Below are 19,841 nucleotides of genomic sequence, written 5' to 3' on the forward strand. Positions count from 1 at the left end.
AACATGAAGGTGGCGACTCCTAGGGGATCAGCAAGCAAATCAATGCTCTGTACTGAGCACGAAAACCTGAAGTTTAGAAGTTACTCAGTAAAAGATTTTCTTCTTTCTTATCTCTCAAAAAAAGGATGCTCTCGCAAGTATTACACTCCTGAGAACATCCTTTTCCATATTAAGAGAGCTTAAATCGATTAACAACTTCTTGTAACTCTTGTGCAATCTTGTTCATATGATTGATAGAATCTGCCACTCTCTCTAATTCTGCTTGCTGATCTGCAGCTGAAGCACTTACCTCTTCCGCTGAAGCAGCTGTTTCTTCTGATATAGCTGAAATACTTTGAATTGAAGTCATTGCTTGATTTTTGTGTTCCAACATACTAGTGAGTTCAGAGACCAGCTCATTAATTGTAGCTTCAATTGCACTTGATAGCTCATGATTATCTTTAAAAGCAGATTCTGTGCTATGGACAGAGTCACTTTGTGCTTGCATTAATGCAACATTAGAAGCGATCACTGAAACTGTCTGTTTAGAATCCTCTAATATACTTTCCACGGTTTGCTTAATTACTTCCGTCTCAGCTCTTGACTGCTCTGCTAACTTTCTTACTTCCTCCGCTACTACTGCAAAACCTTTTCCATGCTCACCAGCACGAGCTGCTTCTATACTTGCATTAAGTGCAAGCAAATTTGTTTGCTCTGTAATACCTTGAATAGATGCAATTACTTGATTGATATTAGCTATGTTTGATGTTAATGATTCAATTTGTTGTTGAACCTTTTCATTCATTTCATTAGTTGCAGTATTATGTTCTCGTAAGGTTTCTACTTCTTTCATGCCTTTTTCAGTGGAAACTTTCGTTTTAGTCGATAATGTATCCATTTGAGAAGACAATGCTGTTAGTGCATCTATTTGGTCAGATAAATCAATCATTCGGTGATTCGTTTCCTCCGTGTCTTCTGATTGCTTAGAAGCACCTTGAGCAATTTCATTCGTTGCTAGCGAAACTTCTTGGCTAGACGCAACAATTTCGTCAAATGCTTCATTTACATAGCTAGACGATTTATTAAGAAGTGTGGAAGAATTAAAAACCGTATGTATTGCACTATTAGTTTTTTCTAACATATCGTTATAAGCTAAGGCAACTGCACCAATTTCATCTGATTTAATAAATTTATCGTCTACTTTTTTAGTCAAATCTCCGCCTGCTGCTGTTTCAATAGATTCTCGCAAAAATTTCAATGGCTTTAATTGATTGAATATAAACCATGCAGTCACAATTGCCATCAAAACTATCATTATAATTGCTGCTACAATTGTTAATAAAAGAATTTGATTGTATGTTTCTAAAATTTTTGATTTTGGTACAACTAATTGAACAGACCATGTATCATCTATTCCCTCTAGCATCATTGGTGCGAAGGCATTAAAAGATTTTTCTCCTAATTGCTCCGATTCTAAATACGTACTTACTGGCTTGCCACTTTCTAGTGTATTTTTAAAGGATGACCAATTAAGCGTATCCTGCATGTTTGTTCCATTTAACTTTTCGTTAGCACTATTTACTGTCAGCATTCCTTGTTCTGTAATGATTCCAGCATATCCACCTTCTGGCTTAATAGAGTTTGCCAAATCTGTTAGAAAATCAATAGACAAGTCAGCAGTTAGCACTCCAAAAAATGTTCCTGATGAGCTAAATAGTGGAACTGATATTGTTGTCATGGAAACAGTTTTTCCATTTACTTCATAATCATATGGTTCCGTAAGTACTGCTCTACCTTCTTTTTTGGGAATCCAGTACCAATCTCCATTTTCAGTGTCTTCATATCCTTCTAAAGAAGTTGTCGAAATCTCATTCCCATCTTTTGATAAGTAAGGAACAAAATGTTTACTGCTATCGATAAGATTCGAAGGAATGGTTGACTCTACTTTCGCTGAACCATTTTCTAGGATTGCTGCTACTCCTAGTAAATCCTCATTTTCAGCCAAATTTTTTTCAAGTATACTTAATACTTCTGCAGCTGATAATTCTCCATTCGACTGCATTGTTTCAAATATTCGTTTCGTTGTTTGTAATGTATCATTCGTTTTCTTAAAACGATCGCTCATCTTTTGAGCAGAAAATTGTGCATTTTGAAGTGTAGAAGTCTCCGAATCTTCTATACTTTTATTATACAAAATCACACTTGTTGTTACGGTGTAAGCAAGAAATAAAATGAAAAATAGCCCAATAATTAACCCTGATAACTTCCATGCAATACTTTTTGACCTTTTCACTACAAAAACACCCCTTTTTTCCTATCACCTTAATAATAATGCATAATAATTAGTCCTACAACAATAAAATATTTTTAATAAAGAGAATGAGGAAAGTAGCATAAGCTGCCCTTTAAGTGCAATATGCCATAAGCCAATTCCAGCGGACTTTGGACCAAACACTGGCCTTACTTACCGTGGAATTTTTAGAGGAGCTTGATGTGACTGCTTCACTTCAAGCTCCTCCTTTTTCGGTAATCTTATGTGCGAATGTTTGTCCGTCGCCCTCTTGGAATTTTAATTGTTATAATGTAATCGTAAAAGAAATGAATGAACTATTTGACTATAGAATGGTCGCTTTATCTATGTACTTTTTCAGTGGCCACTATAAAGAGGAAACCTATGCTGCTGTTCTTAACCAGGTACAGACTTTGGTATTGATCCTAAAAATAATTCTTGCAAGAATGTTGTAATAATGTGTAAACATTTATATGTTTGTATAAAAAGGAGTGGGAGAATGTTTCCTGTGTTAGAAACTGAAAGGTTAACCTTAAGAGAACTAATAGAAGACGATGCACAAGGGATATTGAATTGTTTTTCAAATGAAGATGTATTACGTTTCTATGGGCAAAATCCATTAACAAATATAGAACAAGTTAAAAATATTGTTAGGAATTTTTCAAATAACTATAAGGAAAAACAAGGGATTAAATGGGGAATTGAGATAAAAGGAACAGAAGGAATTATTGGTACGATTGGGTTCCATAATTGGTCTTCTGAACATAAGAGAGCGGAAATAGCTTATGCAATTTTCCCTGAACAATGGGGAAATGGGTATGCCACTGAAGCAGTTAAAAAAGTTATATCGTACGGATTTAATGAGCTAAATTTAACTCGAATAGGAGCTGTTGTTTTTACTGAAAATAAAGCATCCAATGTGTTGTTAGAAAAATTAGGATTTGAAAAAGAAGGGGTTCTTAGAAACTATATGTATCAAAATAATGTTCCGTATGATACGAACGTATACTCCTTACTTCCAACTAATTAGTGCAGTAATCTAATGATTTTCATTTAGAAAGATAGAGTGAGGCTCATTTAAATGCCTTGCTCTATCTTTTTTGATCATTACTTTTTCCCAGCCAGGAGTCCTCCGTTCCTTCCCTTCCACTTTTATCCTCGGCCCAGTATAACCTTTCTGGAGTTGCCATTTCATTCAAGTAGCTAAATTATCAAATTTCAATTCAATCTATATTTATTTGCCCGTGCCTTCCCTTCAAAAATAATCATTTCTTCTTTTCACCCCTCTCCACCAAATTTCCATATTTTTCACTAGTCAAAATAAAGGATTCTGTTATAATGAGTTTGGAATATAATTTAATAGTTAGAATTGTAGGGGGACCGGTGTTGCCGGTTGAGATTACATCCATAAGATGTTGACTCTTAGAACCTGATCTGGTTGATACCAGCGGAGGGAACATATTCTTGAACAATTAACTTTGTTTGCTTATATGCGCCCTAGGTTCTCCTCTAGGGTGCTTTTTATTATGTAAACAGGAGGATTAGAAATGAAAAAGTGGTTAATCGTATTATGTTCATTATTAATACTTGCAGGTTGTAGCAATCCGAAATCAGCATCGGAAACGGAAACGAAAAAGAAAGACACACACTCTCTTAAAAAGGTATCTGTCGTACTTGATTGGACACCAAACACGAATCATACCGGTTTATATGTGGCAAAAGAAAAAGGCTATTTTGAAGACGAAGGATTAGATGTGGACATCATTATGCCAGGTGATGCTGGAGCAGATCAGCTTGTGGCTTCAGGCAAATCTGAGTTTGGCATAAGCTATCAAGAATCAATCACACAGGCACGTATACAAGATGTTCCTCTTGTTTCCATAGCAGCCATCATTCAACATAATACATCTGGTTTTGCCTCACCAGCTGCGAAGAACATTGTTACACCAAAAGACTTTGTAGGTAAAACATATGGAGGCTGGGGATCACCAGTTGAAAAATCGGTTATTTCTTCCTTGATGCAAAAAGAAAATGCTGATGTAAATAAAGTCTCGTTTGTTAATATGGGAGATACTGATTTCTTTACAGCTGTGAAACGAGACATCGATTTCGCATGGATTTATTATGGTTGGACTGGTGTAGAGGCAGAGATGCGTGGAGAAAAACTCAATATGGTCTACTTAACAGACTACTCTGATAAACTTGATTATTACACGCCAGTTCTCGCAACTAATGAAAATATGATTAAAGAAAACCCAGATACAGTAAAAGCTTTTGTAAAAGCTGTATCCAAGGGGTATGAATTTGCTATTAAAAATCCATCCGATGCTGCCGACATTTTAATTAAAGAAGTGCCTGAATTGGATCCAAAGCTTGTTAAAAAAAGTCAAGAATGGCTAGCCTCTAAATATCAAGATGATGCACCAAGATGGGGCGAGCAAAAACAAATAGTATGGGAAAATTATGCTTCGTGGATGTTTGACAATGGGCTGCTTGAGAAAAAGCTTGATGCCCAAAAAGCATTTACAAATGAATTTTTACCACAATAAGGGGTTATAATATGACAAATTCACTGATCAGTATTCAAATCATACCAAAAACAAAAAATGGAGAAAGTGTTATTCCGTATGTTGATGAAGCAATCCGAGTGATACAAGAGTCCGGGGTAAAATTTGAGGTACATCCTCTCGAAACAACAATGGAAGGCGATTTACAGCAATTACTTCAGGTTATCACGAAAATGAACGATCGCATGATTGAGATGGGAAGCAGTAACGTTATCTCCCAAATAAAAGTATTGTACCAGCCATCAGGCATCTTAATGGATCAACTTACGGAGAAATATAGATAATGATGAAAATCGTATCGAAAGGGTGGAGACCATTACTGGTTCTCCTCCTTTTATTCATTGTATGGGAAACGATTGTGATTAAATTTAGAATTCCTAGTTGGCTCTTACCCTCTCCGACAAAAATATTTTATGAAGGTTTCGATGGTTGGTCCAATTTTTACCCACATTTATTATCAACCATCAAACTATCCTTACTCGGATTTGCACTAGGTTTACTAATCGGTTTACTTACGGCTATTTTATTGCACTTGTTCCCTTTCATTCGGGAATCGATTTATCCGTTACTAATCATCTCACAAAACATTCCAATTATTGTATTGGCCCCTCTTTTAGTGATTTGGTTTGGCTTTGGATTATTACCAAAAATAATCGTCATCACGCTCGTTTGCTTTTTTCCAATCACGGTTGCCGCATTAGATGGTTTTAAGCAAACTTCCAATGAATTAAAGCATTACATGATTATGGCAGGTGCGTCGAAAAAGCAATTATTTTGGAAGCTAGAGCTTCCCTATGCACTTCCTTCACTATTTTCAGGTTTGAAAATATCCGCAACCTACAGTGTTATGGGGGCAGTTATTTCTGAATGGCTTGGAGCGAAGGATGGTATCGGTGTTTATATGACCCTCGCCTCCTCATCCTTTCGAACAGATAGAGTATTTGTGGCCATATTTGCTATTGTGACATTAAGTTTATTATTTTTTTCTTTAATTGTTCTTATTGAGCGCTGGCTTGTTCGGTGGCAGTTGAAAGGGGCGAAATGGAAGTGAGTCATCTTACGGTTTCCAATATTTCTATGCAATTTGACAAAAATGAAGTTATCAAGAATCTCGCATTCACAGTTGAAGAGAATGAGTTTGTTTCGATTATTGGGCCGTCAGGTAGTGGGAAAAGTACTATTTTCAGTCTTATCGGAGGAATCCTCTCACCAGATAAAGGCACCATTCACTTAGATCATCAAGTCATTAACGGGAAACGGGGGTTTATTAGCTATATGCCACAAACCCCTTCTCTCCTTCCTTGGAGAACGATTCTTGAAAATGTATTACTAGGGCAAGAACTTCAAGGAAAAACAGAAAAAGAAGCAGCATTAGAAATGATCGATATCGCAGGATTAACGGGTTATGAAAATGCGTATCCTCATGAATTATCAGGTGGTATGAAGCAAAGGGCTTCCTTTATTCGAGCATTATTAAGTCCACAATCCATCATTTGCTTGGACGAACCTTTTTCTGCCTTAGATGAATTAACACGGCTTGATATGCAAAAATGGCTTTTATCTATTTGGGAAGAACATCGAAGAACTATCCTTTTTGTGACACATAATATTGAAGAAGCATTATTTCTATCTGACCGAATTATTGTTTTATCCAATAAACCTTCTCAAGTGGCAGCCGAATTTCACGTTCCTTTTTCACGTCCAAGAGAGGAAAGTCTATATCTAGAAGACGAGTTCTTAGAATGGAAAAGGAAAATTTACTATTCCCTCAAAAAAACAGGAGAGTGATTAAGTTGCTAAAAATGATTGATGCACATATTCACTTAGATCATTATAACGATCAAGAAATAAAGGATATCATTGAAAGGGACTCATCTTTAGAAGCACTAATATCCGTTTCTTTTGATTTAGACTCAAGTAAAAAAAATAAAGAGCTTGCCAAAATATTCTCAAAGGTGAAGCCTGCTTTTGGCTATCATCCTGAGCAAACGCCCCCTACGGAGAAGCAAATGGATGAACTTTTCAGTTGGATAAAGAGCAATCAAAATGACATGGTTGCAGTTGGTGAAGTAGGGCTTCCTTATTATTTAAGAAAAGAACAAAAACTATCGACACTTCAACGCAGCCAGTACATTGAACTATTAGAAGCATTTATTAAACTAAGTAAGGAATTAGAAAAACCTATCGTCCTTCATGCTGTTTATGAAGATGCACCCATCGTTTGTGACCTTTTGGAGAGATATTCCGTTCCAAAAGCCCATTTTCATTGGTTCAAAGGTGATTCCAAAACGATTCTTCGAATGGCAGAAAACGGGTACTACATTTCTGTCACACCCGATGTTTTGTATGAGGAGGAGATTCAACAGCTCGTTCAATCCTATCCACTTCAGCAAATCATGGTCGAAACAGATGGTCCATGGCCGTTTGAAGGACCTTTTACCGGAAAGATGACTCATCCCTCCATGATAAAAGAATCTATTAAAACGATATCCGATATAAAAAAGCTTTCAATTGATGAAGTTTATTATCAAATTTTTTATAATACTAAATCATTCTTTTCTATTTAATGAAGAAGGAATACAGCTTGCTCTTATTAATGGAGCAATATCAAAAATTAAGAGAGAGTACCAAAACACTGGAGAAGGATTACCACCTTCTCCTATTGTTTCTCTATACGAAATTAAGAGAGAAACAAAACCTGTCAGTTCATAAAAAAGAAACTGTTAAGTTGATTGTTGAGAATAACAAGCCTATAGCTCATGTGATAACGAAAATACATTTCATAGATGGATCAAAAAATATAGCCAGGAACCTCTCTTTTAGGAAACTATCGCCATCTAACTATATTGAATCACCCTAATTAATACGACAAATATAAAGTATTTTCCATTTGCAAGGAATGTACGAAAACAAAGTCTTTTGCATTTTCTCCATCACATCGATACGATATTTCCAATACAACTTTTGCACCAACCAGCTTTTCTGAATTACTTAAGTAAATATTCCCCCTATGTTGCTTTGCATAGTTTTTGGCAATATATAGACCGATTCCATAATGTTTTTTTGAATTTCTACTCTTATCTCCTCTATAAAACTGCTCTGTAGCTGAATTCATTTCTTCTTTTGTAAATCCTCTTCCTGAGACTGTTCATTTGACAAAGCCCAAAACCGCACTTACTTAAGATACGGTTCACCGTTATGAATCTAAATGAGGGTTTTATTTTCCTAGTGTAGATGTTAAATTGTGCTTTACTCTCCTTGTAATTATCTCCATCTACAGAAAACACAAAATATCATTCAGTATTATTCTTTAATTTTTATTCTAAAAATTAAAAAGGAGAAATAACATATAGCAAGACAATAGTAAAGGGGGGACACGTTTGAAAAATTTTTTTCGCACGATACCATTATCTTTACAGCATTTGTTAGCAATGTTTGGTGCAACAGTTTTGGTTCCAGCACTAACCGGTCTTGATCCAGGAAGTGCACTTATTGCCAGCGGTTTAGGAACCCTGATTTTCCATCTTATTACACGTGGAAAGGTTCCTACGTATCTAGGTTCATCCTTCGCTTTTATTGCTCCGCTTGCATTGTATGTGGGGGAGTTAAATTCACCAGGTCAAGCAGTTGCAGGTCTTATCAGCGTTTCCATTGTTTATGCCATTGTATCTATTATCATTTCAGTTGTCGGTTTTGAAAAAGTCCGAAAAGTAATTCCTGCAGTTGTCGTCGGACCGGTTGTAAGTATAATCGGTCTTTCGCTGGCAACTACTGCGGTGACCAACATGGCTTCTACCCAATGGGATGTCGCTATCGTCAGCCTTCTTGCGGCGATCATTGCTACGCTTGCAGGAACTAAGATGATCCGCCTCTTCCCGCTCATAATTGGTCTTGCAGTAGGGTATGCTTATGCTGCGATGCGTGGATTTGTTGATTTTGATACCATCGCCAGCGCACCTGCCTTTACTCTTCCACATTTCGTCATGCCGGAATTCACATGGGTTGTAATCCTCGGAATGGCGCCGATTGCCCTGGTTACCATCATCGAAGACCTTGGACATATGTTTGTACTAAATGAGATTACAGGAAAAGAAGTGACAAAGGATCCTGGATTTTCAAGCATCCTATGGGGGAATGGCCTTGCAACATTAATCTCCGGCTTCATCGGTGGACCTGCACAAACTACTTACGCGGAAAATCTCGGGGTTCTAGCCATCACACGCCAGTTTTCAAGTAGGATTATTCAGGGTGCTGCTGTTCTTGCGATTCTTCTTGGTTTGTTCGGTAAAGTTGGAGCTGTTATCCAATCCATTCCAGTTGCAGTGATGGGCGGAATATGTATCTTGTTGTTTGGTATGATCGCAGGAATGGGGATCCGTCACATCATTGAAGAAAATGTTAGTCTGGCTAATATGAAAAATTTAGTCATCGTCGCAATTATCTTTATCATCGGGGTTGGATATGCCCACGGTATCGCCTACGCCACGCTTGCCGGATTGCTCATCCATTGGTTCGTACCTGATTTTACGACAAAGAACGAAAATTAGAATAAAAAGGCCATTCCACAACACTTGAAGCGGAATGGCTTTTTATTTGTAAGGCAAACAACTCGGTCAAAGGCAATTAAAACCTCATTTACTTATGATACGGTTCACCGTACAACATATGAAAAGCTTATAATTGATTAATTTAATTAGTTCCCGGACCACAGTCGCCTTGTTGAAAACCTGGAACATATACATCTCAAAACTAGTAATAGGAGCTCCATTAGAACTAAGTCCTGTGATTTGACCCCGACACCTGCTCTCAATAGAAGACATTTAATAGACGTTCTTTAATAGACAAGTATTCATCTCGAGATGCTACTCATCCTCTATTTGGAAATATAATTCTTCGCCGTCAGTTACAACAGTTATATCCCAAATATCCCTTTCAGCTGAGTAATTTATCTTTTTTATTGCAGGTACCAATAACTCTTCCTGTTCACTTAACAATAATTTTATGACATCTTGCTCTGATAAATCTGCTTTATTCGGTTTATTAGAACCTAAAACTTTAACGCGATTTGATCTAGCTTGTCCAGGATAGGATTCTTCAATATTGTTGTAGTATGCTTTCACTTTTTGTCCCAATTCATAGTTCTTATCATTTGTAGATATCCAAACCGCATCATAATGCTCATTGGATTTTTTTGATTCACCATACGTAACTGATTCAGGATTAACTATGAGTATTCGTCCATCTTCTTTATCGACAATATAACCTTCAACACTTGAACAACCTGTTAATACTAATAAAATAAAGATTAGATTTCTCTTTTTCATAGAACCTTCTCCTATTTGACCTAACCCATCAAGTGTTCCCATAAATAATTAGATGAATTTTTAGAACCACTCATTCATGTACATGGGTATGATGCAGATCTTATGAAAATTATATTTATTTATCTTTCTTGTTCAACTCATTAATCAGTTGAATTGCTTCATCGATATGAGACACATCAAAAATTTGCATGTTTACGTTATGTTCCTTTTGAATTCTTGCTGCTTCTTCCGCATTTTCACTCGGTATAATCATATAGGAATAACCAGATACTTCGGCAATTTGTATTTTATCTTTTACAAGGCCTATTGGTAACACGTCTCCCGTTTTACTAATTGCCCCAGTAACTGCAAAAGATAAATCACTTTGCAAATCACCTCTTATAATGAGCCCGATTAACGCTAGACCTAACCCTGCACTATTTCCTCCAATATGATCTCGATTTAAAAATTCATTTATAGATGCATCTTCTTGGCCTAAGTAATGATTCACACTTTCTCTCATTTGTTCTAATTCATTTTTCTTAAGATGAAGCCAAACCAATAATTGCCGGTTTTTACTTCCGTAAAGATCTAAATTGGTAAACTCCATAATATCTAAAAATTGTATATGTTGTTTGTTTAAATGATCCTCAACGGCTTGCTTACTCTCCATGTTTTTAAAATCTACACTATTTACCCCTACTAAGTAGATTCCTGTGTTTCCGAATATGCTTGTTGGTTCATTATAAAGAAAAACCCTGTGTGTGTTTCCTTCATAAAATATAAGTGGTAGTTCGAAACAAATCAGCAAGAGCATGATGTAAGTAGGAAGCGTGATTTTTCGTTTATATCTATACTTTTTTCGAAGCACAATGCGAACAATTAATAAGAGGATGAGGCTAAGCAATAATAAAAAGACAAATGAAATTCCACCGATAACATCTTGAAGATATAGATATAAAAATATGCCATAATAGAGTAACGTAAAAAAGCCAGAAACGATATAAGGTGCACTTTTTTTGCGATTAAGGATCTTTCCTTCACCCTTTCCTTTAGTATTAGTCTATTTCTCAATTCTAGAAAGACTCTGAAAAACCTTTAACGCCAACTGAGGATTTTATTCGAAAGATTATATTTGGAATTTAACCTATATCAGTTGTTTTTGCGAAATCGGAAAATCTAACTTATTTCAAGCGTCCCTTTACTTATGTATATGCTTAAAGTGTATTATATGAGTCCATGAGTTCCCTACTATAGAGCCAACTTTCTAAATTGATCTCATCGTATAAATGATTCAGGAAAAATCATGCTAAAGCATGTGAATACCTATTTCTTCTGAAATCGAAAATGCAAAAACGGATATACAAAATAGATATAACGAAGTACATAAAAGAATCAAGATCTCTATCTCAAATCCTAGATTTCTTTCTAAATCCAGCTGCATCTATTCAACAATCGCTTTGGAACAAGAAGTGTTATCTGAAAAAGGGGGGAAATTGATTTAGGAATTGCAGGACCTCCAATAGAAGATGAAGCAATTGAGAGTTGCGTATTAATGTAAGAAGAAATTGTGTTAGTTAATCCGAAAAATCACCGATTTGCCAATAGAACAACTATTGATATAGAGGAAGTGGCTTCAGAATCATTTATACCCCCTGCAGGATATGACGAATATAAAAACACGGTCAATAAGCTATTTCAATCTGCAGGGTTCAACGAAGTTTGGAATGAACTCCTTCAAATAAAGAATCTTCATTACCATCTAAATTTGGGAAAGATTTGATTTAAAAAATAAAAAACTATAATACAGGTTAAAATTTGTTATTCTAACAAACAGACCTGTTGGTATGTTAGGAGAAATACATCAAATATGGATACAAAATTGCTATTGATTGATACTGCTACAATGCTTTTTCAGCAAAAAGGCTACAAAAGTATAGGACTCAATGAAATCTTAAAAGCATGTAACGTTACTAAAGGAGCCCTTTATCACCATTTTCCAAATGGAAAAGAAGAACTGTTAATTACGTGTTTACAGGGATTAAACGAAGCTATTACCACAGATATCGAAGCTATTTTCAGTAGGCATCTATCGACTAAAGATGCCACTCTATCAATGATTGATACATTAATTCACAAATTTGAAAAAGACGGTACCATTACTGGCTATACATTTAGCAGCATTGTCAGTGAAATGGCCACGATGAGTGAACCTGTCCGCAATGCTTGTAGTGCGCTATATGAAAACATTCAATATATTTACTGTGCGAAACTTCTATCAGAAGGCTTTTCAAATGAATCAGCTTCCGCTATTTCTTTGATGATGACTGCTTTGATTGAAGGTGCGATGATGCTTTGTTTAACGCAAAAATCAACAGATCCATTAAAAACGATTGCCAAACTATTACCGAATTTATTAAAGTCGTGTGAACAAGGTAGCCAGTCTGTTTAAAATAATCAAAAAAAATTTCTATATTTCAAGATTTTTTTAGTTGCTACCAGTACATACGTCCACATTTTAGACACAATGAGAGATGTAATATCGAAAAAACATTACTTCTCCCCCTTCTTCTTACACAATATAACAAAATCGTTATGCAAAAGTTGCGTAAAATAGTATTTATATTTTTTCGTAAAATGTGCCATACTATTTAAATTAAATCAAATTGCAATATTATTATTACTTCTAATATTCTAACGAATATTAGTAGCCGCTTCGTAGAAGTAAGTAATAATATCAATAACTGGAGGAAATGCCTACTATGGAACATAATAGCAAAATAATAGACTGTACCATTCGTGATGGAGGTTTGGTTAACAATTGGGATTTCAGCGTCGAATTTGTTCAAGACTTGTATAATGGCCTAAGTGCAGCTGGTGTTGAATACATGGAGATTGGCTATAAAAATTCACCTAAGCTTCTTAAAGCGACTGAACCTAATCCATGGAGATTTCTTGACGATAACTTCCTGAAAGAGATTATCCCTGAGAAAAAGTTCACGAAGCTATCTGCTCTAGTAGATATTGGGCGTGTAGATCCAAATGACATTCTACCACGTGAGCAAAGTGTTTTAGATATGATTCGAGTGGCGTGCTATATCCGCGAAGTAGATAAAGGCTTGGAGCTTGTCAAAATGTTTCATGATTTGGGCTATGAGACTTCCCTTAACATTATGGCTTTATCTAATGTACCTGAACATCAGCTTAAGGAAGCGTTTGAAATGGTGCTGGAAAGTCCTGTAGATGTTGTATATATCGTTGACTCTTTCGGAAGTTTAGATCCTCTAAATATTGAGCATCAAGTAAAAAAATTCCAAGCAATGCTTCCTAACAAACAGCTTGGTATTCATACGCATAATAATATGCAATTAGCGTTCGCAAATACATTAACAGCGATGCGAAATGGGGTTAGTTTCCTTGATTCTTCTGTCTATGGTATGGGGCGTGCAGCTGGTAATTGTCACACAGAACTACTCGTTAGCTATATACAAAAACCTAGTTATGAGATTAAGCCAGTTCTTGGTGTCATTGAAAAGCATATGTTAGAAATGCGACAAAATTGGGAATGGGGTTACATTATCCCTTACATGATCTCAGGTGTACTTAATGAACATCCACGTGTTGCTATGGCTTACCGTAATAGCGAAGAACGCGATAATTTCGTAGATTTTTATGATAAGGTAACAACACCGGAAGCAACTATAGCTCCAGCGTCGAAATAGGTTAGATTACTTAAGATACCTTCTATTGATAGAGGCCACTGAAAAACTTACGTTTTTATAACTGTAAATTCTATTTAAACAAAAATTCGGCACTTCTTGTTCTAGTTTGAACAGGAAGTGCCGGATTTCTTTTGTCTATTTCCCCTCTTTTCCGTTCAATAATTTCATAATCCGTTTCAGATTGACGGCGGTTATCGTTGTGGCACCTTGCAGTGGAAGGCGACGGAATTTCGTTAATGAACTGGCATCAATGACTGGATCTTTTGGAGCCATCTCTAAGAAATATTTAAACAACTTATCATATTTCGAACGCTCTATCACATCCACATCTAATCGCTTTCAATAATAGATATTTGAACATGCGAATCCGATGGAATCGCATCGCGTCCATTTTATGGTGCTTGTAGTGGAAGGCGGCGACTCCAGCGGGAAAAGCGTGTCCAAGTGAGACCCCGCAGGAGCTTGCGACGAGGAGGCTCACGGACCGCCCGCGGAAAGCGTCCGCCTGCAACGGAATCTCCTAGATGTTTTATTTATTCAAGAACTCGCTAAGAGATGATTAATAGACTTTTTCAGCTGCCTCCTAATGATAGGGGATACTTTTTTCTTTATTGAAATATTTTGTTGAGATATCCTATTCTACACAAGAAATGCTCCCTCTCCCCTTTAAAGGGAGCCTTTCTTTCTGGAAAAGGATCCCTTGAGATAGATATTAATTAGCCTACAACGGGGATGTCATGGTCTGAGTTTTAGTTTATTTGCAACATCGGAAACACTATCTATTATTGTTAAAAATAAAAGGCCATACAAATTTCTTTACAGGTTGAAAACATAAAGCTGATTGACAATCTTATTAAATTGCTTTATCTTCATGTTAACCAATAAAATATTTTGGTTAACACAACAAGGGGAGGCAGTTCATTTTGAAAAAGGGAAATACATATCAATATTTATTAGCTGCAATTGGTGCAGCGATTATCGCAATTCTCGCGCAGGTGACGATTCCGTTACCACTCGTACCAATTACAGGGCAAACATTAGCAATCGGTTTAATCGTGACAATTTTAGGCACAAGATTAGGAACATTATCGGTATTATTATATATATTACTAGGCGCAGTTGGGATGCCAGTATTCAGTGGCATGTCTGGCGGGTTAGGGGTCGTGGTTGGACCAACAGGCGGCTATATTGTAGGCTTCTTGCCATCAGCAATAATAATGGGTCTTTACATGAAAAAATTTGGTATCACAATTCCACATGCTATTGTAGCAAATATTATTGGTATGATAGTAACATTAGCACTCGGAACAGCCTGGTTAAAAATCGCAGCTGACTTAACGTGGACTGCAGCATTTATGGGTGGCGCAGCACCGTTTATTATCGTAGGTATATTAAAAGCAGTACTAGCTGCATATCTTGGCGTTGTCGTACGTCGCCGATTAGAAACAGCGCATTTAATTGAAGTAACGGCGTAAATGATAAATGCCAATTACTAAGAACAAGTACTATTAGAGGTTCAATATTATTGCTCACACGGGTATCGAAGCCAACGATTTTTTTGAATACAAAATACAAATTTAAGCTTAGTAGTAACCAACAGTAAACATAAACATAAAATCACTTTACAACTAATAAACTTAACTCTATCAGCTGGACATAGAAAATCTCTTGTGTTATACACAATTTCCAACAACTCACATTTGCGTTTTTCTTATCCTGGAGAATACAAACAGCCTACCATAACTACGATTGGTGCTTTGAGCCTTAATCTTTTCTCTCTTTAAGTCCTATAAAGTACTTATGTGTTTTATAACAATTTTAATCATATTTCTTATACTCTTACTCTCTTATTTATTTTTCTAAAGTTCTATATCTCCATGATAATCATAAAATGAGTAGATTCTAACTTTTAGGAATTAAATATAGAGAATTAGGGGGATAAGAAAATGTTTGCCATTCATTTTTTTGAAAATAATACTAGATTACTAATTCAAGCTTTGAGACGTATTCCTTCTGTCGAAGAGGAATTAAAAATTAAAGGTCGTAAAGGAAAAGTTATTAGCGTGAAGATGATGGAAGAAAACATCTATCATGTACATGTAGAGTTTGAAAAAATAGTTGTTAAAAATCTAGCTGCCGCGAAAGACCTTGGTAAGAAGAAAAAGAGATAGTGCTTATAATAAGCAAATTTAAAAGACTTGCCTTTTTGAGGACAAGTCTTTTTTATTATCTCCGCCCATTGTTACTTTTTTTCCATACTAATGGGAGGAAACTTTCCATTCCTGCTGTATGCGTATCCTCGCCTTCCCCATTTCATGCCACTGAGCAAATTCTGGACTTTCAACTAGCCCGAATTATTTAATCCTTTATATAAAAAAACCTTATGCAATAGGTACATAAGGTTTCCACGATATTAAGCGAATGTTTTCATCCAGTTAAGGAAGTTTTCAATTACTTTATCTAAAAACTCAACAGTTGCTTGGTCTGTAAGATTACCTTCTTCATCAAATTTCGTATGAGCTGCACCAACATATACTTCATTCATTGGAAGTAATGGTGAGTTTAAGCCACTTGCGAAAAGAATATCACGTAAGTGCATTTGTGCTTTTACTGTACCCATTGCACCCATTGAAGCACCCATGATCATCGATGGTTTACCATTTACTGATCGGTCCACGCGAGACATCCAGTCAATTGCGTTGCCTAGTACCCCTGGAATTGTTGAATTGTACTCTGGTGTTACCCAAAGAACAGCGTCAGCTGCCTTTACTCTTGCTTTAAAGTCAAGTACAATTTGTGGTGCATCTAATTCGATATCTTGATCGTACATTGGTATTCCACGTAAGCTTAAAATTTCAAGCTCAAATTTATCTGCGTAACGGTTTTGTACGTGTTGTGCTAATTTTAAATTATATGAATCTTTACGGATACTTCCTACTATTGCTACTACTTTCATGTGTGTTTCCTCCTATTGTTGAAAATGACTTTACAATTTAGCAAAAATCAAAACGTTGATTGGTCTGTGATAAAAAATCATTTCAGCTTCTATCTAAGCGATTCGATTTCTCTTGTAATCTTTTCGCTTCCTTCCATTAGCTTTAAATAAATTTTTGATCTTTTACCTTTCGTAATTCGTACAGCTGGTGCGGCAATTGCTATGGAAGCAATTATTTCTCCTTCTAAGAATAAGGGCACAGCTATGCACCGAATGCCTACAATACGTTCTTCATCGTCAAAGGCATAGCCTTGTTTTTGAATAACATTTAAATGATGGACAAATAAATGAGCGTCTTCAAATGCATGATCTGTCGCTTTGGTAAAGTTCAACTTTCGTAATATGTCTGATTGAGTTTTAGATGGTAGGTTGGCTAAAATGATTTTCCCTAAAGCTGATTGATGGATAAATGAACGGTTGCCAATCTCTTCTCGAGCAGGCTCTTTATATGGTGCTAGTACAGCATGTACCGTCACTAAATTTGTACCGTCCATTTTCCCTATGTACAAACTTTCTCCAATTTCCTTCGCTACTTTATAAGGTGTCGTTAAAGAAACCCAGTCTAATGCGATACGTCGTTCAAAATGCTCACAAAACATTTTATGATTAATTTCAAAACGGCTTTGAAATTTTTGAACATAGCCCATTTCCTCTAACGTCGCTAGCATCCGAAATGCTGTTGTTTTACTCAGTTCTAAGTGCTTTGTAATTTCTGTTAATGATAAACCGTTTTGTTCTTTTAACAACTCAATAATTTGTAATCCTTTTTTTAACGTGGTCACTTCATATTGGCTCATCTCATCACCTCAACTCATAAAGTATTATAATAAATTCTCTAAGTATATTGCAAAAAAAGCAGCAAATGTTTCATTATGCGAAACAAAAAAACAGGACAAACGACAAGTTGAGACTTTTTGCTAATAAGATTAGACCACAAAAGTAAAATCAGATTTTGAAAGTTACTGGTTCCCTAGTAATATTGCATGTTAACGAAAGTGTATTTATTGTTATTAATTATACGATACGATCTAGAATTCTTTTCAATATTTGTATTTTTGCCCCCAAAGGAATGAACACTTTTTATTCTAAGCATAGTATACAGGAGAGTAAATTATAAGGGGGAACACCGATGGGATTGTTCATTAATGAAAGTCAACACCCGACAGTATTTAAAAATACCGGTGAACTTAACGCTGTAAATCAAGTCGAGTGTCGTAGTGACTATTTGTCGGAGCTTGTAAAGGAGCAACAGGCATCCAATAAGTCATTTCATGTAGCGATTAATGGTATAAGAAATGCACAATATAACTTTGACCGCCGACAATCGAGACAATGGAATGAAATAAAAGGACGTTTAAGTGAGTTAAAAGAACTTAATGCTCAACATGAAAAAATGGAACACCTAGTAATAGATTGGTTAGAAAAACTAGAGAACCAAAATAAGAAACTTCAAATGATTATGATGAATGAAAAGCGAGGAAAAAAAGACTTAGTTACTCAAGTAGAAAGTATCAGTCATTCTTATGGGAAAATCGTCAATCAATTGAATCAAGTGGAAGTGACAACTGAGGAAGTTGCTAATCGTATGGATCAATTTTTAGTGGGAAATGAGGAGGTACTTAATCGATTAGAACAAGTTGGTTTAACTAATGAAGACATGATTTTAAAAATAGAGGAACAACATTCTCTTCATCAAACAATGGCAGATCAAATTAGTAATATAGAAGAGACTCAAAAAGAATTAAGTAACCGGGTAGATAATCAAGAAGGATTAATGGAAAAAATAATGCGGCAACTAGATAATATTCGTTTCATTTTGTTTGAAAGAACAAGCTTTTTAGAAGAAAAAATGGTAAAGCTTCAGAAATACTCCATTGCAAATATTCAAAAGGTAAAAAACAAAATAGATCAATAAGATGTTACTGATAAGCTAGAAATAAGTGTTTTGTAGGAACTATTTGCTGTATTTATTTTAAGAGAACCATATCATTCCTAACCCGTTCAGTTGAGTGGTACAAATTCTAAATTAACAAACAAAACGAGCCCAAATTCGCATATGAATTGGGCTCGTTTCCTATAACTATAAATCAAGTTTGCTAATTCAAGTCCTTTTTCATGTAATAGTGCTTATGATCTCTGCCGACGTTCTCAATACAGCCATATACTTCGTAGCCATGTTTTTCGTAGAATCCTAACGCCTGAAAACTAAGTGTATCGAGCTTGATGAAATCACACTGGCTTTCTCTTGCAATTTGTTCCGCTTCAAATAACAACTTTGTACCAAGCCCTAATTTTCGCAAATCCTCATCTACCATGAAAACTTGAATTTCTAACCAGTTCCAACACACTTCCCCTATTATTCCACCTCGAACAATGTTGTTTTCATCTCTTAAGAACAGTTTTATTTCCTTATACCTACCTTTTAAATCTGTTGGAAAATGTTTTAAATTATATTGATACAACTCGTTATTTATATAGTTACTAGCTTCTTTATCTGGATCTTTTGTAATGTGAAAGTTCATAATTAGTACTCCTCTATTATCAAATATTCTTGTGCAAAAATAGTATCTACATTTAAAGAATACCATAATAACCCACATTTTCTATATATTTAAGAGCGGGTTATTAGATATCCGTACAACAAGCCAAACTTGTTGTTTTCAAATAGCTTTCGCCTTTGATTGTTCGATAAGTTGATTTTCGATGGTATTGGAAGCGTCAACTAACCCTAAGAAAAGTGCAAGCGCCCTCGAGTACAAAACCTGTTTTGTATTGTTTTCGGAGGTCTTTGGACAGTCTTATTGCTATATCATTACCGATTGATTTTTAAGAGAGGCTGGTCGGGACTGACGTCACGACCAGCCTCTCTTTTCATTTTAGTTGTCCTTTCTTTTATGATTGATTTGAAAACATTTACTTGATTGTAGTGGAAGGTGGCGCTCTTAGCCTTCGTTCCTTTTTAAACACTCTGTGGGAATATTACAT

The 19,841-nt window shown here is 35.7% G+C and carries 18 protein-coding genes, 2 pseudogenes and 1 riboswitch; of the genes and pseudogenes, 12 read left to right on the plus strand and 8 right to left on the minus strand.

All coding sequences use genetic code 11. The annotated features are described in order from the left end of the window. Nucleotides 1-169: 169 nt before the first annotated feature. On the minus strand, nt 170-2,272 hold the full coding sequence (locus tag MHB48_RS11195; RefSeq protein WP_342598170.1) for a methyl-accepting chemotaxis protein: 2,103 nt from the start codon (nt 2,270-2,272) through the stop codon (nt 170-172). Nucleotides 2,273-2,768: 496 nt separating this feature from the next. On the opposite strand from MHB48_RS11195, the gene MHB48_RS11200 reads away from it, so the two are divergent. The 6 genes from MHB48_RS11200 (at nt 2,769) to MHB48_RS11225 (ending at nt 7,403) form a co-directional block, all read left to right on the plus strand. After that, on the plus strand, nt 2,769-3,299 hold the full coding sequence (locus MHB48_RS11200; protein WP_342598171.1) for a GNAT family protein: 531 nt from the start codon (nt 2,769-2,771) through the stop codon (nt 3,297-3,299). Between the two features lie 333 nt (nt 3,300-3,632). After that, a riboswitch (TPP riboswitch) is annotated at nt 3,633-3,742 on the plus strand. Between the two features lie 74 nt (nt 3,743-3,816). After that, the gene (locus MHB48_RS11205) at nt 3,817-4,818 is read left to right on the plus strand and encodes an ABC transporter substrate-binding protein (RefSeq protein ID WP_342598172.1); all 1,002 of its coding nucleotides are present in this window, start codon (nt 3,817-3,819) and stop codon (nt 4,816-4,818) included. 11 nt (nt 4,819-4,829) lie between these two features. After that, nucleotides 4,830-5,120, plus strand: a complete 291-nt coding sequence (locus tag MHB48_RS11210) for a thiamine-binding protein (RefSeq protein WP_340921296.1) — start codon at nt 4,830-4,832, stop codon at nt 5,118-5,120. Further along, nucleotides 5,120-5,887: an ABC transporter permease gene (locus tag MHB48_RS11215; RefSeq protein WP_342598173.1), complete on the plus strand. Its 768-nt coding sequence runs from the start codon at nt 5,120-5,122 to the stop codon at nt 5,885-5,887. The genes MHB48_RS11210 and MHB48_RS11215 overlap by 1 nt, the downstream gene beginning before the upstream one ends. Beyond that, a complete protein-coding gene (locus tag MHB48_RS11220; protein ID WP_342598174.1) occupies nt 5,884-6,624 on the plus strand; it encodes an ABC transporter ATP-binding protein in 741 nt (246 codons plus the stop codon). The genes MHB48_RS11215 and MHB48_RS11220 overlap by 4 nt, the downstream gene beginning before the upstream one ends. A gap of 5 nt (nt 6,625-6,629) precedes the next feature. Then, complete coding sequence (locus MHB48_RS11225; protein WP_342598175.1) at nt 6,630-7,403, plus strand: TatD family hydrolase; 774 nt, start codon at nt 6,630-6,632, stop codon at nt 7,401-7,403. Nucleotides 7,404-7,780: 377 nt separating this feature from the next. Here the strand turns inward: MHB48_RS11225 and MHB48_RS11230 are convergent. After that, nucleotides 7,781-7,978: pseudogene (locus tag MHB48_RS11230) on the minus strand (ATP-binding protein); the annotation flags it as partial. A 238-nt stretch (nt 7,979-8,216) separates the two neighbouring features. Between MHB48_RS11230 and MHB48_RS11235 the strand changes: the two are divergent. Then, complete coding sequence (locus MHB48_RS11235) at nt 8,217-9,383, plus strand: solute carrier family 23 protein (protein WP_342598176.1); 1,167 nt, start codon at nt 8,217-8,219, stop codon at nt 9,381-9,383. A gap of 315 nt (nt 9,384-9,698) precedes the next feature. Here the strand turns inward: MHB48_RS11235 and MHB48_RS11240 are convergent, their stop codons facing one another. Further along, the gene (locus MHB48_RS11240; protein ID WP_342598177.1) at nt 9,699-10,160 is read right to left on the minus strand and encodes a DUF3221 domain-containing protein; all 462 of its coding nucleotides are present in this window, start codon (nt 10,158-10,160) and stop codon (nt 9,699-9,701) included. 115 nt (nt 10,161-10,275) lie between these two features. Further along, a complete protein-coding gene (locus tag MHB48_RS11245) occupies nt 10,276-10,812 on the minus strand; it encodes a S16 family serine protease (RefSeq protein ID WP_342598178.1) in 537 nt (178 codons plus the stop codon). Between the two features lie 1,197 nt (nt 10,813-12,009). Between MHB48_RS11245 and MHB48_RS11250 the strand changes: the two genes are divergently transcribed. Both MHB48_RS11250 and MHB48_RS11255 read left to right on the plus strand, forming a co-directional pair. Then, complete coding sequence (locus MHB48_RS11250; RefSeq protein WP_342598179.1) at nt 12,010-12,591, plus strand: TetR/AcrR family transcriptional regulator; 582 nt, start codon at nt 12,010-12,012, stop codon at nt 12,589-12,591. 310 nt (nt 12,592-12,901) lie between these two features. After that, complete coding sequence (locus MHB48_RS11255; RefSeq protein WP_342598180.1) at nt 12,902-13,861, plus strand: aldolase catalytic domain-containing protein; 960 nt, start codon at nt 12,902-12,904, stop codon at nt 13,859-13,861. Between the two features lie 207 nt (nt 13,862-14,068). On the opposite strand, the pseudogene MHB48_RS11260 reads toward MHB48_RS11255, so the two are convergent. Further along, a pseudogene (locus MHB48_RS11260) lies at nt 14,069-14,228 on the minus strand (transposase); the annotation flags it as partial. A 556-nt stretch (nt 14,229-14,784) separates the two neighbouring features. On the opposite strand from MHB48_RS11260, the gene MHB48_RS11265 reads away from it, so the two are divergent. Both MHB48_RS11265 and MHB48_RS11270 read left to right on the plus strand, forming a co-directional pair. Continuing rightward, complete coding sequence (locus MHB48_RS11265; protein ID WP_342598181.1) at nt 14,785-15,336, plus strand: biotin transporter BioY; 552 nt, start codon at nt 14,785-14,787, stop codon at nt 15,334-15,336. A 471-nt stretch (nt 15,337-15,807) separates the two neighbouring features. Beyond that, nucleotides 15,808-16,032: a hypothetical protein gene (locus MHB48_RS11270; RefSeq protein WP_342598182.1), complete on the plus strand. Its 225-nt coding sequence runs from the start codon at nt 15,808-15,810 to the stop codon at nt 16,030-16,032. 242 nt (nt 16,033-16,274) lie between these two features. Here MHB48_RS11270 and MHB48_RS11275 read toward each other — a convergent pair whose 3' ends face one another. Further along, nucleotides 16,275-16,817 carry an NADPH-dependent FMN reductase gene (locus tag MHB48_RS11275; protein WP_340921315.1) on the minus strand — a complete coding sequence of 181 codons (543 nt, stop codon included), beginning with the start codon at nt 16,815-16,817 and terminating at the stop codon, nt 16,275-16,277. Between the two features lie 89 nt (nt 16,818-16,906). Beyond that, nucleotides 16,907-17,653: an IclR family transcriptional regulator C-terminal domain-containing protein gene (locus MHB48_RS11280; RefSeq protein ID WP_342598183.1), complete on the minus strand. Its 747-nt coding sequence runs from the start codon at nt 17,651-17,653 to the stop codon at nt 16,907-16,909. Between the two features lie 332 nt (nt 17,654-17,985). Here MHB48_RS11280 and MHB48_RS11285 point away from each other — a divergent pair, with 332 nt between their 5' ends. Further along, complete coding sequence (locus MHB48_RS11285) at nt 17,986-18,771, plus strand: hypothetical protein (protein WP_342598184.1); 786 nt, start codon at nt 17,986-17,988, stop codon at nt 18,769-18,771. A gap of 181 nt (nt 18,772-18,952) precedes the next feature. On the opposite strand, the gene MHB48_RS11290 is transcribed toward MHB48_RS11285, so the two are convergent. Next, nucleotides 18,953-19,378 carry a GNAT family N-acetyltransferase gene (locus MHB48_RS11290; RefSeq protein WP_342598185.1) on the minus strand — a complete coding sequence of 142 codons (426 nt, stop codon included), beginning with the start codon at nt 19,376-19,378 and terminating at the stop codon, nt 18,953-18,955. Between the last annotated feature and the right edge of the window lie 463 nt (nt 19,379-19,841).

Origin of the sequence: Psychrobacillus sp. FSL H8-0483, from assembly GCF_038637725.1 — a bacterium.
Classification (GTDB): domain Bacteria; phylum Bacillota; class Bacilli; order Bacillales_A; family Planococcaceae; genus Psychrobacillus.